The following is a 24,353-nucleotide window of genomic DNA, read 5'->3' as shown; positions in this document are numbered from 1 at the left end:
CCGGGAGGCGCCGTCGGGGTCAGGGGGCGTCGACGAGGGTGCGGCCGGCCGTGGGTACGAGGGTGGCGCTCGCGTAGTTGGTCTGCACGCGGGAGCGTTCCCTCGTGTCGGGTACGGCGTTGGTGCAGGCCGTGCCCGCGCTGGAGCCCGACATCAGCTGGGAGCAGGGGCCGGGTTTGGTGTCCGGCAGGCCGAGGCTGTGGCCCAGTTCGTGGGCGGCGATCCGGGTCTTGTCGTAGCCGTCGCTCACGGCCTGGCTGCCGAGTTCGACGCGGACCTGGCGGCCGGGGCGGACGGGGCCGAGCGTGGCCTGCGGCCAGCCCGTGGTGGCGACGATCACGATCTCGGCACTCGCACCGGGTGCAGCCTCCACCAGCCTGACGTTGCTGACGTTCGCGTTCCACGAGGCGACTCCGGCCGCGATCGCGGCTTCCCAGCCTCCCGCGCGGCTGTCGTCGTACCGGAGGGTCACGACCGCCAGCCGGTCGGCGGTCGATTCACTCACGGGGGCGGCGGTCGCGACGCCCGCCATGGCGAGGGTGAGCGCCGCGGCGCACGTGCCTGCCTTGAGCCATGTGCTGAGGGGCATTGCTGCTCCTTCATCTGTGGGGGGGGTCAGGCCCCGGTGGGGCCGGTTGTGCCGTCGGCCGCCCTTCGGGGCCTTGCGATGGTATGCCCCGGAACCCCATCAGGTCATGCACCTGTCATACACATTCTCCGTCACGAACCCTCTCCGGAAAGGAAGTTGCACGAAACCCACCTGCCCCGAGATCACCGCCCGTGGTCTACTCCCGGTCATGCCGCTGCTGATGCTGGACCTCGACAACACCCTGGTCGACCGCGACGCCGCCTTCCGTGAGGCCGTTGCCGCGTTCCTCTCCGAGCATCGCCTCCCCGACACCGACCTCACCTGGGTGACGACTCTCGACGCCGGCGGCTACACCGCCCGCCAGGATGTCGCCGCGGCCATGACCGACCGGTACCGGGACACGGTGCCCGAAGCGGCCGTCCACGCCCTGCTCGACCATGGCGCCGCCGATCGCGTCGTACTGGCCGACCCGTCCCGGGAGGCCCTGGCCGAAGCGCTGACCGCCGGCTGGACCTGTGTGATCGTCACCAACGGCCGCACCGTCCAGCAGGAAGCCAAGATCCGTCGTACCGGGCTCGATCGGCTCGTCCAGGGCTGGGTGATCTCCGAGGCGGTCGGCCGCGGGAAACCCGGACCGGAGATCTTTCACGCTGCCGCGGCCGCCGTCGGAGCGTCGCTCGCGGGCGCGTGGGTCATCGGCGATTCCCCGCACGCCGACATCGCGGGCGCCGACGCGCTCGGGCTGCGCAGCGTGTGGGTGTCGAACGGGCAGCCGTGGGCCCAGGCCTCCTACCGGCCCACCCATGTCGCCGAGGACGTCGCGACCGCGATCGGACACGTCGTCAGAACGGCGGGATGAGACACGGCCCGCCGTATCCGCAGGGGCTCCCCGGTGCCTCGCGTCTCAGGGCGCCTGCGTCGAGATCTCGAACGGCCTGGACTGCGGCGCCGATTCGGTGCCGTCGGCGGCCACGGCCGTGACGACGTAGTAGTAATACGCGCGGGCCAGGGCCGGGTCCGTGTACGTCGGCCGGGTCACGCCCGTGGCGATGCGGTGTTCAGGGGTGAAGACGTCCGAGGCGGATGTGGAGCGGTAGACGTTGTACGAGACGGTGGCTCCCTGGTCGCACGCTCCCGCCTCCCAGTCGAGCCGGACGTGGTCCGCGCCCCTGCCGCCTCCGGTGATCCGGGGAGTGGGCGGCGCGGTCATGGCCGGGCAGGGCACCGTGGCCTCGGCCACCGGCGAGAAGTCGGACCACATGCTGTACGTGCTGACGGCGCGTACGACGTAGTACCAGGTCTTGCCGGCGGGCACGTTCTCGTTCGTGAACGTCGTTCCGGTGAGCAGCGGAGAGACCGAGTACGCCGACGTCGGGTCCGGGGAGGTCGTGCGGTAGACGTAGTAGCCGGCCACGTCGGCCGAGGTGCTCGCGGTCCACTCCACCGTGACGTCGCCGTTCGCGGCCGTCGCGGTCACCGAGGCGGGTGCGGCCGGCTTCTCGCGGACGGGCAGACGCTTGCCGTAGACGGTGCCGTAGCCGGGCTCGGGCAGGGGAGAGACGTTGCCGGCCGCGTCGACGGCGCGGACGGTGTAGCCGAACTGCACGTCGACCTGAGCGGCGGCGTCCAGGTACGAGGCGCCCCGCACCACGGCGATCTGCTCCCACGCGCCGAACATCGGCTTGCGCATCACGAGGTAGTGGTCCGTGTCGTCGGAGTTGGCCGTCCAGGCGATGTGCACGCCGTCGGTGCCGTCCCACGCGTCCAGGCCGTACGGCATGTGCGGCGGGGTGACGTCGCCGGTGCGGGTGGCGGAGGCCGTCGCCGACGGGTCGGACTCCGTGCCGCGCGCCGTGACCGTCCTGACCTGGTAGTGGCGTGCCCGGCCGACGGGCGCCGCGAAGTCGTCGTACGCGGAGCCGGTGACCGGGGTGTCGGTCAGCCGGGTCCAGGGGCCGTCGGCGGACTCGGCGGCGTAGACGTGGAACCGGTGGGCGGCGTTGCCGGTGTACCGCCAGCCGACGGTGTTGCGGTCGACCCAGCCGTTGGCCGAAACGGCGGTCGGCGGCAGGGGTTTGGGCTCGGTCGCGGCGAGTCGGACGGGCGCGGAGTAAGCGGAGGCGTTGCCCGCGCTGTCCAGGGCGCGTACGCGGTAGTGGTAGGTCGTGCCCACGGTGACGGCGGGGTCGGTCAGGGCGGTGCTCTGTGTGGGCGTGGCGAGGGGGGCGAACGGTCCTTCGGGCGCGAGGGAGCGCTGCACCTCGTAGGCGTTCGCCCCGGTCACCGCGGACCAGGAGAGCCGGGCGCCGAGGTCGTCGTACGTGGCCGCGAGCCCGGTCGGGGTGGCGGGGGCCGTCCGGTCGGCGCTGACGACGCGGGCCGGGGCGGACAGCGGGGAGAGGTGGCCGGTGCGGTCGGCTGCGCGCAGGGCGTACTCGTACGTGGCGCCGGTGGCCGGGGGTGTGTCGGTGAAGCCGGTGCCGGTGATCGGCGTGCTGGTGCGCGGGCTCCAGCCGGCGGTGCCTGCCGTGCGGCGGTAGACGCGGTAACCGGCCAGGTCCAGCTCGGGATTGCGGGACCAGGCCAGGGTCGCCTTCAGGGTGGCCGGGGCGTAGGCGGCCTTCACGCCGGCCGGGGTCAGGGGCGCGGTCCTGTCGGCGGCGCCGGTGACGGGCCGGTAGGCGAAGGTGATGTCCGCGGCGCCGGTGAAGGCGGCGAAGTCCACGCGCAGGGTGTGGGTTCCGCGCGGGACGGTGAGGCGGAGGGTCTTCTTCTGTGTCCGGCTGACGTCGCGCCACAGGTCGATCTTGCGGGAGCCGTCGAGGTAGACGCGGGCGCCGTCCTGGACGGCGAGGGTGAGGTCGAAGGGGCCGCCGGAGCCGAAGTCGCGGGTGGTGGTCCAGCGGACACCGAACCTGTCCCTCGGCAGGGTGACTCCGGCGGGGTCGCCGAGGCCGTAGTTCTCGGCGATGGCGGCATCACAGACGGTGGCCCTCGGGGTGCCGGTGAGGGTCGCGTTGGCGTAGTACTGGGCCTTCCACGCGCCGGGCGCGCAGGTCACGGCCGCCTGCGCGGGGGCGGGGAAGGCCAGTCCGGTCAGGGCCGTGGCCAGGGAAAGCACGGCCACACCCGTGGTGCGGCGTGCCACGCCGGGGGATATACGCATGTGCCGACGGTCGCCTTTTCGGTCAGGAGATGTGAACAACCTGTGCATGTCGGCCTGATGGTGCCATTCACAAGATCGCTGACGAAAGGGGGTTCGCGCGGAATCACGTCAACCACTTCTCCCCCGCCCCGGGGTGAGGGGCCCACTCGTGTCAGCCGGTCAGCGTCGGGTAGTCGGTGTAACCGCGGTGGTCACCGCCGTAGAAGGTGGCCGCGTCGGGGGTGTTGTAGGGACCTCCTGCCGCGAGGCGGGCGGGCAGGTCCGGGTTGGCCAGGAACATCGCACCGAAGGTGATCATGTCCGCGGTGCCGTCCTCGATGCGGGCGAGGGCGTCGGGTCCGGTGGTCTCGGGGTGGGTGAAGGGGTTGAGGACGAACGCCGCCGGCCAGTCCTTGCGCAGCCGGGCGGTCAGGTCGCGGTCCGGACCCTCCAGCAGGTGGAGGTAGGCGAGGTCCAGCCGGGCGAGACCGGCCGTCAGGGCGGTGTAGGTCTCCAGCACGTCCGCCGGGTCGGTCTCGGCGATGTCGTTGTAGGGGTTGCCGGGGGAGATGCGGAAGCCGGTCCGGTGGCCGCCTATCGCCTCCGTGACGGCCGTGGCGACCGCGATGCCGAAGCGGACCCGGTCCGCGGCGCCGCCTCCCCAGTTGTCGGTGCGCAGGTTGGTGTTGGGGGCGAGGAACTGGTGGATCAGGTAGCCGTTCGCCCCATGGATCTCCACGCCGTCGAAACCCGCGGCGATCGCGTTGCGCGCGGCGTCGGCGTAGTCGGCGATCGTCCGGGTGATGTCGTCCCCGTCCAGCTCCTCGGGCGTGACGTAGTCCTGGGGGCCCTCGTAGGTGAACACCTGGCCCGCCGGGGTGACGGCGGAGGGGGCCACGGGGGTGAGTCCGTCGGGCAGCAGGCTGGGGTGGCCGATCCGGCCGGTGTGCATGAGCTGCGCGAAGATCGTGCCGCCCCGGGCGTGGACAGCATCGGTCACCTTCCGCCAGGCGTCGACCTGTGCCGCGGAGTGCAGGCCGGGGGTGTTGGTGTAGCCCTGGCCGACGACCGACGGCTGGATGCCCTCGGTGATGATCAGGCCCGCGCTCGCGCGCTGGGCGTAGTAGGTGGCCATCAGCTCCGTCGCCGTGGCCGTGGAGGCGTCGGCGCGGCTGCGGGTCATCGGCGCCATCGCGATGCGGTTGGCCAGCGCCTTGCCGCCCAGGTCGATCGGGTCGAATGCGGTAGTCATAGCGGTTTCCCTCGAAGAGCAGGTGGGGTGACGGAGGCAGGCGGCAGGGTGCCGTTTCGCGGCATTCCGTTCGACTGGACCCTCTACCGAGAGACTCTACATCTCTTTGAGACTCAGTCTCAAGGTGAGTCGCAGATGTAACATTTCTCGTATGACCCACTCCTCCGACCACACCTCACCGAAGCCCCCCGGTCTGCGTGAACGCATGCGGGCGACAGTCCGCGCGGAAGTGACCGAGGTGGCGCTCCGGCTCTTCACCTCCCAGGGCTTCGAGCGGACGACCGCCGACCAGATCGCCGCCGAAGCGGGCCTGTCGCGCGCCAGCCTGTTCCGGTACTTCGGGACGAAGGAAGACATCGTGCTGGTCGGCCTGGAGGGCGACGGCCAGCACGTCGCGGAAGCGCTCGCCGCCCGCCCCGACGAGGAGCGGCCCTGGGTGGCGCTGCGCCGGGCGTTCGACGTCCTGGTGCGGGTGAACGAGGAAGCACCCGAGCAGACGCTGAGCTTTCTGCGCATGCTGCAGGAGACACCGTCACTGCGTGCCCGGCACTTCGAGAAGCAGTTGAAGTGGCAGGAAGAGCTGGTGCCGGAGATCGCCGGGCGACTGGAAGCCGGTGCCGCCCGGCCGACGGATCCCCGGCCGGCCGCGCTGGTCACAGCCGCCCTCGCCTGCCTGGACGCGGCCGCGCGAGCGTGGGTGGCCTGCGAGGGCTCGGTCCCCCTCGCCGTCCTGCTCGATCAGGCGATGGGCGCGCTGACGGAGGGAGGACACGCGAGGCCGCCGTCGCCGACCGCCTGACCCGCTGTTCACCCACCCTTCAACGCGCTCCCGTGCTCACCGGCCCGGCAGGTTCGCGTCCGGTTTCCCTGTACTTAGCCGCTCAGGAGCCGACGGCGCCGGATCGGCCCCGCCCGGCTGGCAGCATCGTCGTCCGAGGGCGGCCGCCCCTGTTCCGATCGGCGATTCATCCAGGGGAGAAGAGGAGCCAGGCATGGCGAACACGGAAGAACTGAAGACGGACGCGCGGTCCTCCGTCCGGACCGGGCTCGGGCGTTTCGCCCGCCGGGGTTCGACGGCGGCCCTCGCCGTGGGGATGTCCGTGGGGGCGCTGTTCATGAGCACGACCCCCGCCTCCGCCTACGTCGGGGAGAACTTCCTGCGCAACTGGGAGACCGGGCGCTGTCTGGACGCCGACGGCACGGGGAGCATCTACACGCTGCCCTGCCAGCAGGGGAACGCGTACCAGACCTGGCAGCCGATCTACGTCCGCCACGACGCCTATGACATCGTCCAGCTGAAGAACAAGGCGACCGGAAGGTGCCTGCACGTCAACGCCAACGGCGCGCTGATGACCTACTGGTGCGACGAATCCAGCAACCCCAACTGGAACCAGCGTTTCGCCGCCAAGGGGTCGAGCTGGGACCAGATCGAACTCACGAACGTCCTGTTCAACACCTGCGTGGACAGCAACTACGCCGGCGCCGCCTATGTGACGGGCTGCAACGGCGGGGGCTACCAGAAGTGGAAGCTGGGCTTCTGACCCAGTCGGCCCTGGGGGGAGGGACCGCTTTCGGCGGCCCCTCCCCCGGCGTTTCCGGGACGGCGTCTCAGCTGCTTTGCTGCGCCGCCCAGGCTCCGGGGGCGTGGCCCGTGTGGTGGCGGAAGAAACGGCCGAAGTCGGCGGAGTCGGGGAAGTTCAGGTGGGCGGCGACGGTGGCGGCGGGCCAGCCGGCGGGGCCGAGGAGGCGGCGGGCTTCGAGGAGGCGGCGTCGGTCGATGACCTGGCGGGCGCCGTCGTGGCCGGCGTCCTGGGCGGCGCGGGTGAGGGTGCGGACCGAGCAGCCCAGCAGCCGGGCGTAGTCGTCCACGTGGTGCAGTTCGCGGAAGCGGAGCTCCAGGGTGTCGAGGAACCGTTGGTGGAGCGCGGCCCGGCGGGTGGTGGGTGAGGGGCCGGCCGGGGTGCCGGTGCCGTGGGCGAGGCGCAGCAGGAGAGCTTGGAGGAGGTTGCGGCGCAGCGCGTGGTGGAGGTCGAGGGGGCGTCGGCCCAGGGCGCGGTGTTCGTCGAGGAGTTGACGGGCCGTGCGTTCGGCCCAGGGGGCGTCGTCCGGGTGGGGGGTGAGGACGGCGGGTGCGTCGTGCGCGGTGACGGGGGCGAGGAGGCGGGCGGTGGCGGTGTCCAGGACGTCCGGCTCGAAGAGGATGAAGGGGCCGGTGGCGTCGGCGGGCGGGTGCCAGCACTGGGTGTGTCCGGGGCGTACCCAGAGCCATCGGCCGGGGGTGACGGTCCGGGTGACGTGGTCGACGTCGTGTCTCAGTACGCCGGACGTCACGAGGATCAGGTAGTGGAAGGTGGCCCGGCCGGGGCGGGGCGGGTTCCAGGGCCAGTCGTCGTGGTCGGTGTGGAAGTCCTCGATCGTGGTGACCTCCAGGCTGTACGGGGTCCCGGCGGGCGGCCGGAAACCGAACAGCGGGGTGGTCTCGTCCATACCGGGTTGTCCGCCAGTGACCATCATGTGTCCGCAGTCTAGGCTCCAACCGGGCCGGCGCGGGACAGAGTGGATCTCGGGTCCGCGACAGCGGGCCGCCGGTGCCGTCCGGTACCGGCATGCACACACCCACGGAGGACACAGTCATGAGCGTCGACAAGGCAGCGATCGGCAAGACGGTTCTGGAGCTGGAGAAGTCGTTCAACGAGCGGTGGAGCGCCGGTGACAACCGCGGCTACCTCGACAACTACGCCGAGGAGATCAGCTACTTCGACCCCATCCTCAAGGACGTGCTCGTGGGCCGCGACCAGGTGATCGCCCACATCGACGCGATCTACACGAACCCGCACATCGTGCGCAGCGAGTACCTCAACCCCGTCGTGCACGTCAGCGAGGACGGCGACTTCGCGGTCCTCGCCTACAACCTCGACACGTACGTCCTCGACGGCGACGGCAAGGAGCGGCAGCTGCGGGCCTGGAACTCCACGGAGGCGTACCGTCTGATCGACGGCGAGTGGCGGATCGTGCACTCCAACTGGGCGTTCAGCCGGACGGCGACCGAGGCTGTCGCGTCCTGACCCGGAAGGTGCGCGTCATGGACGGCACGGACGTACAGCGGCTGGCCGCTCGGTGCGCCGAGGGGCTGCCCGGCACGGAGCTGGCGCATCCCTTCGGCCCCGAGTGGGACGTACACAAGGTCCGCGGCAAGGTGTTCATGCTGGTCACCGAGGTGACCGGGGAGCCGATGGTGATCCTCAAGTCCGCTCCCGACGACGCGGCGGCGCTGCGTCAGCAGTACGCGGAGATCACTCCCGGCTATCACATGAACAAGAAGCACTGGATCACCCTGCACGGCGGTGCCCTCGACGAGGGCCTGGTCGAGGAGCTGGTCACCGACTCCTACCGGCTGGTGGTCGAGGGCCTGCCGAAGACGCGGCGGCCGATGACCCCGGCGCCCCGCGGGCGGTGACCCTCACCGGGGAGCGGCTGCAACGTACGGCACGCCGCACGGCCGAAACCCTGCCCGGCACCGTGAGCAGCCGCCCCTTCTCCCCCGGCCTCGACGTCCACAAGGTCGCCGGGAAAGTCTTCCTGATCGTCACCGACGACCCCGCCGAGCGGATCATCACCGTCAAGGCGGAGCCGGAACACGGACGGCGGCTGCGCGCGACCCACCCCTCGATCAGCGTCGGCCGCTACCTCGACAAGACCCACTGGATCTCCGTGGGCACCGGCCCGGGCATCACCGCGGCCCTGGTCGAGGAGCTGGTCACGGACTCCTACGACCTCGTACGGGGCTCGACGAACAGTTCCTCGACCGGGCCCTGAACAGGGTGGCTAGCTCGCAGGCCAGTGGGGGTTCGGCAGGCCGTCATCGCCCATGTGCGCCCGCCGCCAGACCCCGTTCCAGTTGAACGGGGTCTCCGGTACGAACCGGTGCCACTGGCCGCACGGACATGGCGCCGGCACCCACGCGCACCCACGGCACAGTTCGACCCAGCCGTGCCCGGTCGAGGTCAGCACACGCGGCCCCTCGTCCCCGCACGCCGGGCAGCCGGGCAGATCGGCGCCGTCCAGAAGCGCGTTCTGCCGCCGGACGTACTCGGACAGTCGCAGCGGCGGGTGGCGGAACGGGTCGTCGAACCATGCCCGCTCCGGGCTATCCCACCAGTTCCGCAGCCACCACGGCCGAGGGTTCGGTACGGCCCGCCGCCCGGCCCGTTTCTCCGCCCGGCGCCGCACGGCGTACTCCTCCGCCCGCGCGAGCCACAGCACCCGCGCCTCGTGCAGTTCCTCCACCGCCCGGGCCAACGCGTCCGGGTCCGCCTCCAGCCGTCGGGGGATCGCGGCGCTCAGCGTGAGGTGGTGGTAGGTCGCCCGCAGGCCGTAGGGAGCAAAGACAGTGAGGCACGTACGCAGCGCGCTGTGCCGACGGTGGAGGGGAAGCCAGGTGTCGTGCACCCGCGCCCGGTGGGTCAGGAAGCTGGTCATAGGGCCAGTGCCCGGGCCAAGGCGGCCGTGATGGCGGCGGCGTGTGTCGGCAGGTGGTGTGCGGCCCAGGTTCCGGCAAGGCGGTGGAAGTCCCGCAGGTCCGCCTCGGCACCGGTGACGAGCGCGCGCACCTGGTCCACCGGCAGGTCGATCGCCGGGCTTCCGTCCTTCGCGTCGGCGTCGAGAGTCAGCCGGACGGTGTCGCCGACACGCTCGGCCGTCGAGGACGGGTCGTGGCCGAAGGAGGAGCAGCCGGTGCCGTCCAGCACCTCCCGCCATTCCCGCCAGGTCTCCAGGCCGTTGCAGCAGCCCGGCTCGACGAAGACGGTGCCGGTGGCTGTGTCGGTCACCCTGAACCCGCCGGCGGCGCACAGATCGGGCAGGGTGAGCAGCCCGTGCAGGAACGCGCCGAGCGGGTCGGTCGGGCACGGCCCGTGCTCCTCCTCCGGCTCGAAGTCGTTGTAGTCGGCGATCCGCATGACCGCCGTGCCGACCTCCGCAGCCCTCAGCTTCCCGTCCAGTACGAGGTAGCCGTACGACTCGTGCCCGGCGACCGGCCAGAGCGCGAAGCCGTCTGCGGCGAAGATCTCCAGAACGGGCTGCATCACGATCACCCAGGGATGATGCCGGACCCGGTGCCACACCGCCACGGGATACTCGGGCAGAGTCAGGAACCCGCGTGTACTCCCCTTATGGTGCGGCCCATGGACTGGATGCCCCTGCTCTCCACACTGACCGGTGCCGGTATCGGCATCGCGGCCACACTGACCGCCGATCGCAGCCGTTGGCGGCGGGAGGAGGCCAGGCATGCGCTGGAGGTGAGGCGTGAGGTGTACACGGAGTACGTCTCCGCCCTCAAGGCCGCCGGTGAGGAGATACGGGCCGTCGCTCTGGGCGACCACAGGTCCGAGTCGGCGCGGGACGCGGCGGTGCGGGAGGCCGTGCGGGGCACCGGGATCTACACGGCGAGCGAGCGTCTGTGGCTGGTGGGCCCGCCGCAGGTCGTGGAGGCAGGGAACGAGGCGTTCCACTGTCTGCGCGCGATCCGCGACGCCTATGCCCGCGGAGTGGCGGTCGGCTCCGCCGACGACGCGCCTCTGATCGAGCGTCGGCGCAAGGCGATGGCGCGGATGCGGAGCCTCATGCGCGAGGACCTGGGCGTCGGGCCTCTGGGAATCGACTGAGAGGTCAAGGTCCCGCGGAAGGTTCCCCCTGAATCGACATCTGCACGTCGGACGGGCCGGGCCGCGCTTCGGAAACGGGACCCACCACCGCATCCACCGAGGCGAGCCGCTCCGGCCGGTCGGCAGACCGGGATCAGCGGCCGTAGCGCTCGCACCGCAGCGGCTTGTGGAGACCGTCGGTGAGGCAGATCCGTACGACCGCGGCGCCGCCGGGGACGTCGGCCGGCACGGTCATGTTGAAGCGGAGGCTGGAGCCGCAGACGACGTTCGGGCTGAGCTCGTCCCCCAGTTGTCCGTCGTGGGTGTCCAGGGTGTAGGCCCGCGTCGCCCGGCAGGTCGCCAGGGTGTCGGCGCTCACCGACTTGTGCTCCCCGGTCACATAGACGCCCCGGTCCGACCAGCTGATCAGACCCCGGGTGTACGTGTTGCCGATGGTGACGTCGAACTCGCTGATCGGGTCGTCGGCGGTGTGCGCGCTCGCGGGAGCGCCCAGGAACGTGCCCGCGATCAGCGCGACCGTACCGGCTACGGCTAGGGGGGTACGCATGTGGCCTCCAGGGCTCGAATCGGTCGTGGCCGTCGGCCGGGAACCGCCTCAGTCTCCACGTGGCACCCGAGTGCGGCCACGACAGATCAGGCCAACCGGCCCTCTCCACGACATCTCCTCCGCTCCACCACACGCGACACGGCTGTACGGGAAACGCGGACCGCCTGCCAGCGCTCAGCCCCGACCCACGCCGTGCGCCGCCGCGTTGCCGGGCACCATCCGTTCCTGTCAGGCGGGCCCGCGACAGCGGCCTCGCCGGTCCTCACCCGCCTGAAGACGAACCTGCGGATGACGCCACCGGCCGTGACACGGTTGTCGCGCTGTTCACCGGCGAAGTGATCGCTCTCGACGGCCTGCCGTACCGCAACGACTACTGCTGGGTGGCGCCTTCCGCCGGGCCTCGTGGTGCGGGCGCGTGCCCATCTGGACACGGTGGCGTTCCACGAACTGATGGACCGTGTGAACTCTGCGCCCTGACACGTGCCGGGGCGGTGGGGTGAGCGTAAAGGAACGGGCCTCTCGGTGGAGACGCGGTCGCGGTCGGCCGATCTCGCCCAGGAGGCCCGTTGCCGCACAGATCCACCACGGGCTCCGTTCACCCGGACCGGCCCGGGATTCCGCCGCGAGTCGGGCCTCTCGCAGGCGAGGGAGCCACTGGCACCAGCCCCTCGGCACTGGCGAAGCTCAGCGTCAAGGGGCTGGCGGGTCACCTGGCCGGGCAGGTCTTCTTCCTTCCCACGGTGCTGGCCGAGGCGGTCCCCGACGAGCCCGCCATCTCGCTCCACGAGTACTACGCGCGGGTCAGCTGGATCGGCTCGGACCTCGACACTCCGTTCAACCAGGGCATCCACTCCGACTTGCTCAGGCCGCTTGGTCGCACCCGGGTTGTCCGTAACCATGGTTGCCCTGAACTCGCTGCGTCGGTGGCGGTCGGGCGGCGTGATGACCCACGCGGACGGTCCCCGCACGGTAGACGCACCAGGCGCACAACCACGTACCCACCTTTTCAGCTTCGCCGACCCGATGCCCGGCTTCCTGATCCCGAGACGCCGAGGTCGAGGCGCCGACGATATCGGTGACGCGACGATTAGGTCCGACCGCACGGTTTCACTTGGTCTTGAAAAGCGCGGCACCCAAATCGGCCGCACACACAAGTGGGGGGAGGGTGACGGCTAGAAAACCGGGGAAAGATGTGGCAGCCGGCCGCCGTAGAGGCATGGCGCAGTAATTCGGAGGTGGCGCCCGTCGCGGACCTGACCGCCTGCTTTAGGGTTCGGGACAGCCAGGAGCGGGCCGACCCGGTGGCACTCACCCAGGTCGGCCGTTGCTCCGAGGCGGTCCGGTCAGCCGCAGACCAGAACCAGAACCACCGACCACTTGCCACTGGGGGCTTGCTGGATGTCCTGGCTGACGCGCTGGACGACCTGCCTGGACGCGCACTCGTTGCGCGCTTGGGTCTGAGCTTGCGCGTATGCGACACCCACCTGGGCGTCCAGGCCGCGTCCGACCACCTGCGCTCCCGCCGGCTGCCCCGCCGCAGACGCAACGCCTGCCGCCGAAATGGTGACGGCGGCAGTTATCGCCGCTGTGGCAAGTGCGGAAGCAAATCGCTTCTTCATGAGAATGTCACTCTCTTTTCAATTCAATGTGGGGGATGGCGGAAGACCAAGACACTGATCCAGGAGAATCCGGTCGCGCCAGCGGAGCAATTTCGCGCCGAAGGCCTCACGCACTCGACGAGTATGTCCGCCGGACAGCTGTTGTGCCTGGTACTGGCAGTCCTACCGTCGCAGGGGGTACTGGTTGTCCTCTTGTCGCGGTCCGAGAGTGAAAGCGTGACGACACCATTCATCACAGGAGCCGATGAAACCCCTCGGACACGAGACCGTCCGCCGTCGCGACCGACTTCAACGGGCACAGCGGCCCGCAGACGGTGACCGAGGGGACCAACGTGCTGCCCCCGGAACGTCACCTCGTACCGACCCGCAGCAACAGCGCTGCCCGAACGATCCAGAAAGCCTGCCATGACCACGGAAACCCCGGCCTCCGCCCCCGCCCTGCCCTACGGCCAACTGATCCCCGTCACCGTCCACTTCGACGAACTCGACGCGCTCGGCATGCTGCACAACGCGCGCTACCCCTTGCTGGCCGAACGCGCATGGCTCCAGCTGTGGCAGGAACGCATCGACTGGCAGACGTCCGGCGACGGCAGCGCCGTGGTCAAGGAACTGCGCATCGTGTACGAGGAGCCGGTCCACCTCCCCGGCCCGTACGCCGTCCACCTCTGGATCGAGCGGCTCGGAACGACCAGCCTGACCTACGGCTTCCGTCTCTGCGCGGCGGACGGCGGAGTAACCCACGCCCATGGCACCCGCGTTGTGATACGCCTCGACCCCGGGACACTGCGCCCCACGTCCTGGAGCGAACAGTTCAGGGCCGTGTGCCACTCCCTGCTGCGCCCGGCGGAGTGACCTTCAGCGTCCGGCAGGAAATCGCCGCAGTGTCGGGGTGGGCGACCCGCCCTACGCGCATCAGCTGGACGACGAGGCGCCCGCCGGCCGCGGCATCCGACGCCTCGGCCTCCCTGTGATCTTTCTGTGAAACTTGAAAGTTCAGACTTCCGGCGGGTGGGCGGGAACTGGCAGGTTGAAGATCCAACTCGGCCGTCCTGTACGGCCGTTCACCCCCCACTCCCCCACGAGGCATCAATGACGAAAGCCTCCGCGAGAAGAACTCGCGCGACGCTCTTCGCTGCGACGGCGGGTCTCGCCCTGACCGTCACCCTCCTGCCCGGCGCCGCGAACGCGGCCCCCGAGGCCCCGGCGGACCCCGGCGGCACCCCGGCGTCCCTGACGCCGCCGATCCCCTCGCAGCAGACCCTGATACGCCAGGACGCGTCCCTCACGAAGGCCCAACAGCGGCCCGGCGTAAGGGCGTTGGTGAAGCAGCTCGGCGCACAGGGCGTGCTCGAACTCGACCCGGCGACCGGGACGGCACGTCAAGTGGCCCGGACGGACGGCTACTTGACGCCGCCCAGCACCGCCGGCGCGGAAACCGTCGCGCGCGACTACCTGCGGGCCCACCCCGACGTCTTCGGCCTGACCGCCGGCCAGGTCCGCGACCTGAAGCTGCGCAGGCAGTACACGGACGTCGCCGGGATCCGCCACCTGTCGTTCGTCCAAGTGGTCGGCGGCGTCCCGGTGTTCGGCAACGGCGTCAAGGCGAACGTCTCGCGCGACGGGCGCCTGATCAACGTGACCGGCTCCCCCGTGCGCGGCCTCCCGGCGAGCCTGCCGCCCGCCGGGATCAGCGCGGCGCAGGCCGAGCGCACGGCCGTACGGGACGTTGCCGGCGCGCGGGCCGGCGGCACGGGCACGGACGCCGCCGCCAAGCAGGTGGCGTTCGTGACGGGCGACGGCACGGCACGCCGCGCCTGGCGGACCGTCACCTCGCCCGACGGCCACGGGATGTGGCTGCACGTCGTCGACGCGGACACCGGCCGGGTCCTGCACCGGCAGAGCCTGTCCTCGGACCTGCGGGACGCCGGCACGCCGGGAGCAGCACCGAGTGCCGGGCGGCCGTCGCCGTCCTCGCCCGGCACTCTCCTCGGCCCTGGGCAGGTGCTGGCCTGGGACCACGCCCCGGGAGACGTACGGGGCGGCACGCAGTACCCGCGCGACCTGACCCTCCGGGGCTGGCTCCCCGCGGACGCGAAGACCCTCTCCGGGCCCGCCGCGCACGTCTTCAGCGACGTCAACGACAACAACGAGGCGGACGCGGACGAGGAGATCTCCCCGGCCGCCGACGGGACGTTCGCGTTCCCGTTCAAGCCCTTCACCGGGGACGGCTGCGGCACCCCGGTGCCGTGCTCCTGGGACGCGAAGACGCCGTACTCCTGGCGGACGAACCGCGAGCAGAACGCCGCGCAGGTCTTCTACTTCCTGTCGACGTTCCAGAGCCACCTCCAGGCCGCCCCGATCGGCTTCACCCGCGCCGCCGGCAACTTCGACGGCCGCGACGGCGACGCCGTCCAGGCGCAGACCGACGACGGCGCGGCCGTGCGGGACGGGCTGCCCGACGGCAACCACGTGAACAACGCCAACATGAACACGCCGCCGGACGGACAGCCGCCCACGATGCAGCTGTTCCTGACCGCCCCCTCGGACGGCTACCCGATCGTGCAGGGCAACTGGGGTGACGACGCGGCCACCGTCTACCACGAGTACACGCACGGCCTGTCCAACCGGCTGGTCGTCGACGCCGACGGCGTCTCGACGCTCACCAGCATGCAGTCGGGCGCCATGGGCGAGGCGTGGAGCGACTGGTAGGCCCTCGACTTCCTCACCGCCGAGGGGCTGCGCCAGGACCGGCGGGACGTCGACGGCGAGCTGGCGCTCGACCCGGCGGGCTGGATCGACCAGGCGCCGACCCGCTCCCAGGGGCTGGACTGCCCGGTGGGCTCCACCTCGGCCAGGTGCCCGGGAGACGGGACCGCGGGTCCGGGCGGGTACACCTACGGCGACTACGGGAAGATCGGCAACGGTCCGGGGGTGCACGCCGACGGCGAGATCTGGGGCGAGACCCTCTGGGACCTGCGCACCGCGCTGGGCAGCGGGCTCACGCGGTCGCTGGTGACCCGCGCGATGGAGCTGTCCCCGGCCGACCCGAGCTTCCTCGACCAGCGCAACGCGATCCTCCAGGCCGACACCGTCGTCAACGGCGGACGCGCCCACGACCGTATCTGGAAGGTGTTCGCGAACCGGGGCATGGGCTACTTCGCCGCCTCCTTCACGAGCGCCGACGTCAAGCCCGACGAGGACTTCTCCCTGCCGCCGGGACCCGGCACCCCGCGCCGCGCGCTCACCGGCACGGTCACCGACAGCGCGACCGGCGCCCCGGTGGCCGGGATCGCCGTCAGCGTCAGCGGCCACTCCTCCGGCTTCCCCGGCGCCGACCTGTCGGCCGTGACGAAGGCGGACGGCACGTACAGCATCCCGGACGTCCCGGAGGGCACGTACCGCAAGGTGTACGCGAGCGGCGCCGGCTACGAACCCGTGCTGCGCACCGTCACCCTCGCCGGCTCCACGGCCGTCGACTGGCAGGTGCGCCGCGACTGGGCGGCCTCCTCCGGCGGGGCCGAGGTCGCCGACTTCAGCGGGCCCGACTACGGCGACTCCGGCTGCGGTCCCGCCGGTCTGATCGACGCGGCGTCCGCCGTGTGGGGCTCGGAGGCGAAGGGCGGCACCGACGGCAAGGGCGTCGACCCGGTCCACAACACCGTCCGGCTGCCCGCCGCCGTGGACATCGGCGAGCTGCGCGTCGACCCGACGGCCGGCTGCGGGGACGACCTCACCGCGTCCCTGGGCGACTACCGGATCGAGACGTCCGCGGACGGCACCGCCTGGGCCGTCGCCGCCGAGGGGCACTTCGGGCCGGCCGACACGGGCCGCCAGAACGCCGTGCCCCTCGCGGCCGGCACCGGCGAGAACGTCCGCTACGTCCGGCTGACCATGCTCGGCAACCAGGCCGCCGAGCGCGGCGTCGACTGCGCGGCCGACTCCGGTCCGTCGGGGTGCAAGTTCCTCGACGCCACCGAACTGCTCGTCAACGGCGCCCCGCACAGCGCCTGATCAAAAGCGGCGGCGCACGGTTCGTACCGTGCGCCGTCGCGCGGTTCAGGTGAGGGTGCAGACGGCGGTGCCGGGCAGGCCGGCCGAGTCCCCGGTGGCGTTGAAGCCGAACGTCGTCTTCCCGGAGGGCTGGATCGCCGCGTTGTAGTCGACGTTCGAGCCGGTGACCGAGGAGCCCGACTGCGTCAGCTGGGTGCTCCAGGCGGACGTCACCTTCTGGCCGCCGGGCCAGCTCCAGCCGACCCGCCAGCCCCGGCTGGTGGAGGTGCTGGTGTTGGTGACCGTCACCTCGCCGGTGAAGCCGCCGGACCAGGAGCTGACGAGCCTGGTGGTGGCGGTGCAGCCGGAGTTGCTCCCCGAGCCCTGGGTGGTGGCCGAGACGCCGACCGAGGCGGCCGACATGCCTCCGGCGTTGTCGCGCGCCTTGACCGTGTAGGTGTAGACGGTCGAGGCGGTCAGGCCGGTGTCGGTGAAGGACGTGCCGGTGGGGCTGCCCGCCAACTGCCCGTCGCGGTACACGGCGTAGCCGACGGCACCGGGCGAGGCGCTCCAGGACAGCGAGACGCTGCTCGTGGTGGTGGCGGTCACCGCGAGGTTCGCCGGCGCGTCCAGTCCCCCGCTCCCGCCGGTGCTGTAACTGACGCCGGTGTACGGCTGGGGGCAGCCGGAGGAGCAGGACCCCGGCAGGGCGAAGCTGTACGTCCGGCCGCCCTGGACGAGCTTGCCCTCGACGTCGCGGACCCGGACGGTGTAGTTCGAGCCGCCCGAGGAGTTCGGGCCGATCGTGTACTGCTGTCCCAGGTCGCTGACCATGGTGGCCGACACCCACCCGGTGCCGTCGTAGTACTCCACCCCGTGGATGCCGTTGGGCAGGCGGGTGACGTCGATGGTGGGCCACCACTGCGCGGCGTTCTGGACGAAGCCGATCGCGATGTCGCCGGTGTAACCGGGTGCCGGGATGTACGACCAGGAGATGTGCCGGTTGTTCCACCGGTTCGGGTACATGTCCGCCACCGGCCGCCCGCCGAGTTGGAAGGCGTTGAGCGACTGGGTCGCCAGGTCCAGGTGGTAGGGGTCGTCCCGGCACCAGGCGTTGGTGTCGCCGCAACTGTCGGCGACCAGCATGTCCAGGGTCGCGCCGTTGTACTGGTCAGGCGTCCAGCTCCCGTTACGGCAGAACGCCTGGCCCGCCGCGCCGTCGTTGACGCCGGTGCAGTAGTCGCCGATCGTCACCCGGACCCAGCGGCCGCAGTTGAGGCCGTTGGCGAACGCTCCCATGCGGGCGGCGTCGCCGGCGGGGACCGGGCGCGGAGTGGGCTGACCGGCGTAACTGCCCGGTGTGTTCCACACGTTGAGCGCCACGAAGTTCTGGGACTCCAGCTGTGCCTGCGGTACGCCGCAGCCGCCGTACGGTGCTCCGAGGGCGGTGAAGTGGGTGGCGTTGCCGGTGTTGTCCGCGAGGGCGGCTCGCGCGGGCGACGCCGACGACAGGCCGGACAGGAGCGACGAGGCGAGCAGGAGCACGCTGAGCACCGCCGTGAGCAGTAATCGGCGGCGGGTGCGGCGCGCGCGAGGGACGGTTGTCACGGTGACCTCCCTGGTGCCGGCCCGATGACCGGCACGTCGACAGTCCCGATCTCGCGGTTCCCGCACCACCGGTCGGGTTCATGCCAATAATGCGGCCGGGACCGCTCCCTCACACCTCCTCTCACCTACTTGAAAATTAAGCAACCTTTGCCATGAAGTGCCTTATGGAGTTGACGACTTGGGGCGAATGATCATCGGCGGCGGTCTCTGCCGCCCCGCACCCCCCACAAGCGGAGAACTTCATGCACGTCAACAGAAGAAGAGCGGCGCTCGCGGGCACCGTCCTGCTGGGCGCCTTCTCGCTGGGAGCAGCCCCCGCACAGCCGGCCGCCGGCAGTCCCGGCGGCCCCGCGCAACGGGTCATCGTCGTCCTGCGCGACCAGCTCACCGACCTCCCCGTGCGGACCCAGTCCGCCGAGCGCACTCGCGCCGCGGCCGAGGACCAGGCCCCCGTCGTGGCGCAGTTGAAGCAGGACGGCGCCACCCACATCGACGGCATGAGCCTGATCAACGCCGTCTCCGCGACGCTGAAGCCGGACGCCGTGGCACGCGTCCGCGCCAACCGGAACGTCGCCGCGGTCGTACCGGACCTCCCGATACGCCTGCCCGACACGAACCGCGCCGCCACGACCGCCACGGGCACCGCCACCGGCGCCCCGTCGTCGTGCCCCACGTCCCCCGCCCATCCCCTCCTCGAACCCGAGGCCCTCCAGCTCACGCACACCGACGCCGCGCAGCGCACCGCCACCGGCAAGGGCGTGAAGGTCGCCTTCTTCGCCGAGGGCATGGACGCGGACAACCCCGAGTTCATCCGCCCCGACGGCACCCATGTGGTCACCGACCGCGAGGACTTCAGCGGCGACGGCGTGAACGCCGCGACCGGCGGCGGCGAGGCGTTCGGCGACGCGAGCGCCATCGCCGCGCAGGGCAGCCGTACGTACGACATGTCCGAGCAGTTGCCGTACGCCGGGCTGCCCAAGGGCTGTACCTTCCGGATCCGCGGGTTCGCGCCGGACGCCGAGCTGATGGACCTGAGGGTGTTCGGCAAGCACGCCTGGACCTCCGGGTTCGTGCGGGCGATCCAGTACGCGGTGGAACACGGCGCCGATGTCCTCAGCCAGTCCTTCGGCGGCAACGCGTACCCCGACGCGGCCACCGACCCGATCCGGCTGGCCGACGACGCGGCGGTCGCCGCCGGGGTCACCGTGGTCGCCTCCAGCGGTGACTCGGGGACGTCCGGCACGGTCGGTTCACCGGCCAGCGACCCGCGGGTGATCGGCGTGGGCGCGAGCACGTCGTTCCGGCTGGCGGCGCAGGGCCTCGGCTACGCGAAGTGGGCCGGCGACAACATCACCGCGCTGTCCTCCGGCGGCACGACCCCGGGCAACAAGCTGGTCGACCTGGTGGCCCCCGGTATGGTCGGCATGTCCGCCTGCACCGTCTCCCCGCGCTTCGCCGACTGCGCCCTGCCCACCCAGGTCTTCGGCGGCACCAGCCAGTCGGCGCCCTTCGTGGCCGGCGCGGCGGCCGACGTCGTCCAGGCGTACAAGGACGCGCACGGCGGCCGGCGGCCCGCGCCGGACCTCGTCAAGCGGCTCCTGACCGGCACCGCGCACGACCTGCGCACCCCCGCCGACGAACAGGGCGCGGGCCTGCTGGACACCGCCGCGGCCGTCCGCGCGGCACGGTCGAGCGGCGCCGAACTGATTCCCTCCGCGGGCCAGTTGAACGTCACCGGCAAGCCGGGCAGCACGCAGGACACGGCCGTCTCCCTGACCAACACCGCCGCCCGCCCGCAGCGGGTCACCCTGACCTCCCGCACGGTCGGCGCCCAGACCTTCAGCAACCAGCGCAAGGTCACCGTCGGCGCACCCCTGGCCGGGGACGACCGCGAAGGCGCCCTCGCCGCACGGCCGTTCACCGTCCAGGTCCCCCAGGGCACCCCGCTCCTGGACGCCGAGATGGTGTGGCCCGGCACCGCGGACTCCGGGAAGCTCGCCCTGGTCCTGGTCGACCCGGACGGGCGGCTCACCCAGTTCAGCTACGACTACGACGGCTACGGCCTGCACACCAACTACCAGCACGTCGACGTCCACGACCCGCGCCCCGGCGCCTGGACGGTCAAGGTGGTGTGGAGCAACGGCCGTATGCACCTCCAGGACAAGCCCCTCAAGCCCGGCAGCTACCGCGGCCCGGTCACCGTCCGGCTCACCGGTCACCGCTACACCACGGCCGGGGTCCCCGAGCAGACGCGGATCGTCCCGGCGGGCGGCACCACCAGGTTCCCCGTACGGATCCCGCTGCCGCGTACGGCCGGTGACGCGCCGTTCTCGCTCCAGTTCGCCTCCGACGCGGGGACCCGGCTGTCCCTCCCGGTGGCCCGCCGTACGCTGATCCCGACCGACCCGGCGCCCGGGCACAGCACGTCCTTCACGGCCACCGTCACCGGCGGGGTCGGACGGGACGTCGGCCAGACCCTGGGCTACTACCTGGACGTACCGGCGGGCAGGCGCGCACTGACCGTCGACCTCACGGCCGAGGACCCCGCCACCGCCCTGGTCTACTACCTGGTCAGCCCCGACGGGCAGATCCTCGCCCGCGACAGCGACCGCACCACGGACGAGCACAGCGTGCCGACGAAGTACGCGAGCCTCACCGCGAACCGCCCGGCCGCCGGACGCTGGACCCTGATCGTCGGACTGCCCGACGCCGTCAGCGGCAAGGCGTTCAGCCAACAGGTCACCGGGAAGGTCCGCTTCGACGCCGTGACGGCCTCGGCACCGGGGCTGCCCGACAGCCCGTCCCGTGTGCTCAAGCGCGGCAGCTCGCTCACCGTCCCGATCCGGGTGGTCAACTCCGGTCCGGCCGTGCGGGATTACTTCCTCGACCCCAGGCTCGACACCATGACCCAGGTCAGCGCCTTCGAGTACGGCGACGACAAGTCGGGGACGGGGAAGATCAACGAGGGCGGCCCGGCCTGGAACGTGCCCTCGCACACCACCGGGCTGGTCGCCACGGCCGGCGCGGACCGGCCGGTCGACCTCGACCTCTACCCCTGGACCGGCGCACCCGCCGTGTTCGGGCAGCCCGGCCCCGACGGCACCACGGTCGCCACCGCCACCGCCGGCGAACTGGCCGCCGGGCAGTGGACCACGGACGTGACCGACCGGGGCCCCTTCACGGACAAGCCGGCCGGCGAAGGCACCGCGAAGGTCACGCTCACCGCCACGACCCAGGCGTTCGACCCGGCGGCCAAGGCGTCCACCGGTGACTACTGGGACCCGGCCGCCGACTTCGACAGCGACCGGGCCGCGCCCGGCAAGACCGCGACGATGCACCTCACCCTGACCCCGACCGCGCCCACGGGAACGGTCGTCCACGGAATCGTCTACGTCGACACGGTCTCGCCCTTCGTGGCGGGCTCCGAGCTGATCGGGATCCCGTACACCTACACCGTGGGCTGAACAGCCGACAAGAACAGCGGGGCGCCCACCACCGGTGGGCGCCCCGCCGCGTTTTCGGGCGTTGCCGCGCGGGGTGCGCCCGCGCCTCCGCACCAGGGCGGACTACCTCACACATACGACTGACGCGATCGACTTTGTCGAGTGATAATGTCGGTCGAGTACGGGCGGTCACGCCCCGGTACGTCCCCGTTCCAAGGAGCTCGTTCATGGCTGTCCTCCTGCACCGGCTGGGCCACGGCGCCTACCGGCACCGAAGGCTCGTCCTGGCCCTGTGGCTGGCGGTGCTCGCCGCGCTCGTCGCCTGCGTCGGTCTCTTCGGCGGCAAGCTCGACGACCGCTTCTCCGTCCCCGGCACCGAGTCGCAGCGCGCGCTGGACACGCTCGGCAGGACGCTGCCGGCCACCGCGGGGGCGGGCGCGCAGATCGTGCTCACGGCGCCCGCCGGGGAGAAGGTCACCGAGGCCCGCTACCGGGCCGTGATCGCCGAGACCGTCGCGGCGGCCGAGAAGGCGCCCCAGGTCAGCGCCGTCGTACCGCCCGAGGCGGCGGGCGCGGTCTCGGCGGACGGGAGGACCGCGATAGTCCAGGTCCAGTACGCCGTCCAGACCGCCGAGGTCGAGAAGTCCTCCGTGCACGCGCTGGAGGAAGCGGCCCGCTCGGCGCAGGAGCAGGGGCTGACGAGTGCGGTCGGCGGCTCGGTCTACGGCAGCAAGGGCGTCGAGATCGGCCCGTCGGAGATCATCGGCGTCCTCGTCGCGATGGCCGTCCTCGTGATCACCTTCGGCTCGCTGCTCGCCGCGGGCATGTCGCTGCTCACGGCGCTGGTGGGGGTGGCGGTGGGGCTGGCCGGGCTGCTGGCGCTGACGCCCGTGGTGGACATCTCCTCGACCGCCGTCACCCTGGCGCTGATGCTGGGGCTGGCCGTCGGGATCGACTACGTCCTGTTCATCCTGTCCCGCCACCGCCAGCAGCTCGCCCGGGGAATCGACCCGCGCGAGTCGATCGCCCTGGCCAACGGCACCGCCGGGAGCGCCGTGGTCTTCGCGGGCAGCACGGTGATCATCGCGCTCGCCGCGCTGAGCGTCATCGGCATCCCGTTCCTGACGACGATGGGGCTGGGCGCCGCCGGGGCCGTCCTCGTCGCCGTGCTCGCCTCGATCACGCTGGTCCCCGCGATCGCCGGGTTCGCCGGGACCCGCCTCACGCCCAGGCCGGGGCGTCGCGTACAGCGCTCCGCGGGCGGCGAGAGCCTCGGTGCGCGCTGGGTGCGGCGGGTCGTGGCCAAGCCGCTGCTGACCGTGCTCGCCGGGACGGGGCTCCTGCTCGTGCTCGCGCTGCCCGCGACCGATCTGCGGCTGTCGCTGCCCGACAACGCCTCGGCCGCGCAGGGGTCCACGGAGCGCCGGGCGTACGACACCGTCAGCGACGCGTTCGGCGCCGGGTTCAACGGGCCGCTGCTGGTGCTGACGGACGCCGGGAGCGGGCCGGGTGCCGAGGCCGGCGCCCGGGTCGCGGACCGGCTGCGGGACATCCGCGACGTCCGGGCGGTCCTCCCGCCGCAGGGCACCAGCGACCCGGCCCAGAGCGTCATCACGGTCATCCCCGCGTCGGGGCCGGACAGCGTACGGACCGACCGGCTGGTCCGGGACATCCGCGCCGCCGGGGCCGACATCCGTTCAGCGACGGGTACGAGCGTCGCGGTCACCGGCGCCACCGCCGTCAACATCGATGTGTCCGACCGGCTGGGCGACTCCCTCGTGCCCTTCATCGCGATCGTCGTCGGGCTGAGCCTGATCCTGCTGACGATCGTGTTCCGCTCACTGGTGATCCCCGTCAAGGCGGCCGCGGGCTTCCTCCTGTCGGTGGCGGCCTCGCTGGGCATGACCGTCGCCCTGTTCACCTGGGGCTGGCTCTCCGACGCGCTCGGCGTGTCCCACACCGGCCCGGTAGTCAGCTTCCTGCCGATCATCCTCATCGGGGTGCTGTTCGGACTGGCCATGGACTACGAGGTGTTCCTCGTGTCCGGCATGCGCGAGGAGTGGATCCGTACGGGCGAGGCGCGGCGGTCGGTCGTCGAGGGGGCCCAGCACAGCGTCCGGGTCGTCGCGGCGGCGGCCGTCATCATGTTCACCGTGTTCGCCGGGTTCTTCCCCCTCGACGACCCGCTCATCAAGCCCATCGCGTTCGCCCTGGCCGTCGGGGTGGCGATCGACGCGTTCGTCGTCCGCATGACGCTCGTACCGGCGGTCCTCGCGCTCGTCGGGCGCCGCGCCTGGACGCTGCCGACGTGGCTGGACCGGATCCTGCCGGACCTCGACATCGAGGGCACCGGCCTCCAGAAAGCACCGGCGCCGGACGCGAAGGAAACCCAGCCGGTCGCGTGAACCGCGCCCGCCTCCCCCTCCGAGGAGTTCGATGCCGACGTCGCCGGTCTTCAGCACGCTGAGCGCCTCTGCGAGTCAGGGCATGCGGCGGA

21 protein-coding genes are annotated in these 24,353 nt (G+C 71.7%); 12 read left to right on the top strand and 9 right to left on the bottom strand.

Features of this window, described 5'->3' with window-relative positions; all coding sequences use genetic code 11:
- Positions 1-19: 19 nt before the first annotated feature.
- On the bottom strand, positions 20-589 hold the full coding sequence (locus ACLZOT_RS01900) for a snapalysin family zinc-dependent metalloprotease (protein ID WP_416966867.1): 570 nt from the start codon (positions 587-589) through the stop codon (positions 20-22).
- A gap of 208 nt (positions 590-797) precedes the next feature.
- On the opposite strand from ACLZOT_RS01900, the gene ACLZOT_RS01895 reads away from it, so the two are divergent.
- Complete coding sequence (locus tag ACLZOT_RS01895; protein WP_416966866.1) at positions 798-1,448, top strand: HAD family hydrolase; 651 nt, start codon at positions 798-800, stop codon at positions 1,446-1,448.
- 45 nt (positions 1,449-1,493) lie between these two features.
- Here the strand turns inward: ACLZOT_RS01895 and ACLZOT_RS01890 are convergent, their stop codons facing one another.
- Complete coding sequence (locus tag ACLZOT_RS01890) at positions 1,494-3,755, bottom strand: PA14 domain-containing protein (RefSeq protein ID WP_416966865.1); 2,262 nt, start codon at positions 3,753-3,755, stop codon at positions 1,494-1,496.
- A 151-nt stretch (positions 3,756-3,906) separates the two neighbouring features.
- Positions 3,907-4,986, bottom strand: a complete 1,080-nt coding sequence (locus tag ACLZOT_RS01885) for an alkene reductase (protein ID WP_416966864.1) — start codon at positions 4,984-4,986, stop codon at positions 3,907-3,909.
- A gap of 151 nt (positions 4,987-5,137) precedes the next feature.
- Here ACLZOT_RS01885 and ACLZOT_RS01880 point away from each other — a divergent pair, with 151 nt between their 5' ends.
- Together ACLZOT_RS01880 and ACLZOT_RS01875 are read left to right on the top strand one after the other, a co-directional pair.
- Positions 5,138-5,785 carry a TetR/AcrR family transcriptional regulator gene (locus ACLZOT_RS01880; RefSeq protein WP_416966863.1) on the top strand — a complete coding sequence of 216 codons (648 nt, stop codon included), beginning with the start codon at positions 5,138-5,140 and terminating at the stop codon, positions 5,783-5,785.
- Positions 5,786-5,978: 193 nt separating this feature from the next.
- The gene (locus ACLZOT_RS01875; protein WP_416966862.1) at positions 5,979-6,527 is read left to right on the top strand and encodes an RICIN domain-containing protein; all 549 of its coding nucleotides are present in this window, start codon (positions 5,979-5,981) and stop codon (positions 6,525-6,527) included.
- A gap of 67 nt (positions 6,528-6,594) precedes the next feature.
- Here ACLZOT_RS01875 and ACLZOT_RS01870 read toward each other — a convergent pair whose 3' ends face one another.
- A complete protein-coding gene (locus tag ACLZOT_RS01870; protein ID WP_416966861.1) occupies positions 6,595-7,473 on the bottom strand; it encodes a helix-turn-helix domain-containing protein in 879 nt (292 codons plus the stop codon).
- Between the two features lie 146 nt (positions 7,474-7,619).
- Here ACLZOT_RS01870 and ACLZOT_RS01865 point away from each other — a divergent pair, with 146 nt between their 5' ends.
- From ACLZOT_RS01865 to ACLZOT_RS01855, 3 genes are read left to right on the top strand one after another with little or no spacing between them, the layout of a single operon-like run.
- Positions 7,620-8,051 carry a YybH family protein gene (locus tag ACLZOT_RS01865; protein ID WP_416966860.1) on the top strand — a complete coding sequence of 144 codons (432 nt, stop codon included), beginning with the start codon at positions 7,620-7,622 and terminating at the stop codon, positions 8,049-8,051.
- Positions 8,052-8,068: 17 nt separating this feature from the next.
- Positions 8,069-8,443 (top strand): MmcQ/YjbR family DNA-binding protein, encoded by a 375-nt coding sequence (locus tag ACLZOT_RS01860; RefSeq protein WP_416966859.1) that lies wholly within the window; start codon positions 8,069-8,071, stop codon positions 8,441-8,443.
- Entirely contained in the window at positions 8,440-8,802 is a 363-nt protein-coding gene (locus ACLZOT_RS01855; protein WP_416966858.1) for an MmcQ/YjbR family DNA-binding protein, read from the top strand. Before ACLZOT_RS01860 ends, ACLZOT_RS01855 begins: the two co-directional genes overlap by 4 nt.
- 9 nt (positions 8,803-8,811) lie before the next feature.
- On the opposite strand, the gene ACLZOT_RS01850 is transcribed toward ACLZOT_RS01855, so the two are convergent.
- Both ACLZOT_RS01850 and ACLZOT_RS01845 read right to left on the bottom strand, forming a co-directional pair.
- Positions 8,812-9,465, bottom strand: coding sequence for a hypothetical protein (locus ACLZOT_RS01850; RefSeq protein ID WP_416966857.1), 654 nt, complete (start codon positions 9,463-9,465; stop codon positions 8,812-8,814).
- Positions 9,462-10,070, bottom strand: coding sequence for a hypothetical protein (locus ACLZOT_RS01845; RefSeq protein WP_416966963.1), 609 nt, complete (start codon positions 10,068-10,070; stop codon positions 9,462-9,464). Before ACLZOT_RS01845 ends, ACLZOT_RS01850 begins: the two co-directional genes overlap by 4 nt.
- Before the next feature lie 99 nt (positions 10,071-10,169).
- On the opposite strand from ACLZOT_RS01845, the gene ACLZOT_RS01840 reads away from it, so the two are divergent.
- Entirely contained in the window at positions 10,170-10,649 is a 480-nt protein-coding gene (locus ACLZOT_RS01840) for a hypothetical protein (RefSeq protein WP_416966856.1), read from the top strand.
- A gap of 133 nt (positions 10,650-10,782) precedes the next feature.
- On the opposite strand, the gene ACLZOT_RS01835 is transcribed toward ACLZOT_RS01840, so the two are convergent.
- Both ACLZOT_RS01835 and ACLZOT_RS01830 read right to left on the bottom strand, forming a co-directional pair.
- Positions 10,783-11,196: a hypothetical protein gene (locus ACLZOT_RS01835; RefSeq protein WP_416966855.1), complete on the bottom strand. Its 414-nt coding sequence runs from the start codon at positions 11,194-11,196 to the stop codon at positions 10,783-10,785.
- A 1,343-nt stretch (positions 11,197-12,539) separates the two neighbouring features.
- Entirely contained in the window at positions 12,540-12,815 is a 276-nt protein-coding gene (locus tag ACLZOT_RS01830; RefSeq protein WP_416966854.1) for a hypothetical protein, read from the bottom strand.
- A 405-nt stretch (positions 12,816-13,220) separates the two neighbouring features.
- Here ACLZOT_RS01830 and ACLZOT_RS01825 point away from each other — a divergent pair, with 405 nt between their 5' ends.
- The 3 genes from ACLZOT_RS01825 (at position 13,221) to ACLZOT_RS01815 (ending at position 16,826) form a co-directional block, all read left to right on the top strand.
- On the top strand, positions 13,221-13,667 hold the full coding sequence (locus ACLZOT_RS01825) for an acyl-CoA thioesterase (RefSeq protein ID WP_416966853.1): 447 nt from the start codon (positions 13,221-13,223) through the stop codon (positions 13,665-13,667).
- Between the two features lie 237 nt (positions 13,668-13,904).
- Positions 13,905-15,524, top strand: coding sequence for a M36 family metallopeptidase (locus ACLZOT_RS01820; RefSeq protein WP_416966852.1), 1,620 nt, complete (start codon positions 13,905-13,907; stop codon positions 15,522-15,524).
- Between the two features lie 126 nt (positions 15,525-15,650).
- The gene (locus tag ACLZOT_RS01815; RefSeq protein ID WP_416966851.1) at positions 15,651-16,826 is read left to right on the top strand and encodes a M36 family metallopeptidase; all 1,176 of its coding nucleotides are present in this window, start codon (positions 15,651-15,653) and stop codon (positions 16,824-16,826) included.
- A gap of 45 nt (positions 16,827-16,871) precedes the next feature.
- Here ACLZOT_RS01815 and ACLZOT_RS01810 read toward each other — a convergent pair whose 3' ends face one another.
- Positions 16,872-18,413 (bottom strand): cellulose binding domain-containing protein, encoded by a 1,542-nt coding sequence (locus tag ACLZOT_RS01810; protein ID WP_416966850.1) that lies wholly within the window; start codon positions 18,411-18,413, stop codon positions 16,872-16,874.
- A gap of 242 nt (positions 18,414-18,655) precedes the next feature.
- Between ACLZOT_RS01810 and ACLZOT_RS01805 the strand changes: the two genes are divergently transcribed.
- Positions 18,656-21,877, top strand: a complete 3,222-nt coding sequence (locus ACLZOT_RS01805) for a S8 family peptidase (protein ID WP_416966849.1) — start codon at positions 18,656-18,658, stop codon at positions 21,875-21,877.
- A gap of 206 nt (positions 21,878-22,083) precedes the next feature.
- Positions 22,084-24,261, top strand: a complete 2,178-nt coding sequence (locus tag ACLZOT_RS01800) for an MMPL family transporter (RefSeq protein ID WP_416966848.1) — start codon at positions 22,084-22,086, stop codon at positions 24,259-24,261.
- The last annotated feature ends 92 nt before the right edge of the window (positions 24,262-24,353 follow it).

Source organism: Streptomyces sp. 4F14 (assembly GCF_048159485.1).
Lineage (GTDB): Bacteria > Actinomycetota > Actinomycetes > Streptomycetales > Streptomycetaceae > Streptomyces.
This window is presented reverse-complemented; position numbering and strand designations above follow the sequence as displayed.

Excerpts from the sequence above, each read along its gene's own strand:
- ACLZOT_RS01900 (WP_416966867.1), bottom strand. The coding sequence starts at position 589 with ATGCCCCTCAGCACATGGCTCAAGGCAGGCACGTGCGCCGCGGCGCTC.
- ACLZOT_RS01895 (WP_416966866.1), top strand. The coding sequence starts at position 798 with ATGCCGCTGCTGATGCTGGACCTCGACAACACCCTGGTCGACCGCGAC.
- ACLZOT_RS01890 (WP_416966865.1), bottom strand. The coding sequence starts at position 3,755 with ATGCGTATATCCCCCGGCGTGGCACGCCGCACCACGGGTGTGGCCGTG.
- ACLZOT_RS01885 (WP_416966864.1), bottom strand. The coding sequence starts at position 4,986 with ATGACTACCGCATTCGACCCGATCGACCTGGGCGGCAAGGCGCTGGCC.
- ACLZOT_RS01880 (WP_416966863.1), top strand. The coding sequence starts at position 5,138 with ATGACCCACTCCTCCGACCACACCTCACCGAAGCCCCCCGGTCTGCGT.
- ACLZOT_RS01875 (WP_416966862.1), top strand. The coding sequence starts at position 5,979 with ATGGCGAACACGGAAGAACTGAAGACGGACGCGCGGTCCTCCGTCCGG.
- ACLZOT_RS01870 (WP_416966861.1), bottom strand. The coding sequence starts at position 7,473 with ATGGACGAGACCACCCCGCTGTTCGGTTTCCGGCCGCCCGCCGGGACC.
- ACLZOT_RS01865 (WP_416966860.1), top strand. The coding sequence starts at position 7,620 with ATGAGCGTCGACAAGGCAGCGATCGGCAAGACGGTTCTGGAGCTGGAG.
- ACLZOT_RS01860 (WP_416966859.1), top strand. The coding sequence starts at position 8,069 with ATGGACGGCACGGACGTACAGCGGCTGGCCGCTCGGTGCGCCGAGGGG.
- ACLZOT_RS01850 (WP_416966857.1), bottom strand. The coding sequence starts at position 9,465 with ATGACCAGCTTCCTGACCCACCGGGCGCGGGTGCACGACACCTGGCTT.
- ACLZOT_RS01845 (WP_416966963.1), bottom strand. The coding sequence starts at position 10,070 with ATGCAGCCCGTTCTGGAGATCTTCGCCGCAGACGGCTTCGCGCTCTGG.
- ACLZOT_RS01840 (WP_416966856.1), top strand. The coding sequence starts at position 10,170 with ATGGACTGGATGCCCCTGCTCTCCACACTGACCGGTGCCGGTATCGGC.
- ACLZOT_RS01835 (WP_416966855.1), bottom strand. The coding sequence starts at position 11,196 with ATGCGTACCCCCCTAGCCGTAGCCGGTACGGTCGCGCTGATCGCGGGC.
- ACLZOT_RS01830 (WP_416966854.1), bottom strand. The coding sequence starts at position 12,815 with ATGAAGAAGCGATTTGCTTCCGCACTTGCCACAGCGGCGATAACTGCC.
- ACLZOT_RS01825 (WP_416966853.1), top strand. The coding sequence starts at position 13,221 with ATGACCACGGAAACCCCGGCCTCCGCCCCCGCCCTGCCCTACGGCCAA.
- ACLZOT_RS01820 (WP_416966852.1), top strand. The coding sequence starts at position 13,905 with ATGACGAAAGCCTCCGCGAGAAGAACTCGCGCGACGCTCTTCGCTGCG.
- ACLZOT_RS01805 (WP_416966849.1), top strand. The coding sequence starts at position 18,656 with ATGCACGTCAACAGAAGAAGAGCGGCGCTCGCGGGCACCGTCCTGCTG.
- ACLZOT_RS01800 (WP_416966848.1), top strand. The coding sequence starts at position 22,084 with ATGGCTGTCCTCCTGCACCGGCTGGGCCACGGCGCCTACCGGCACCGA.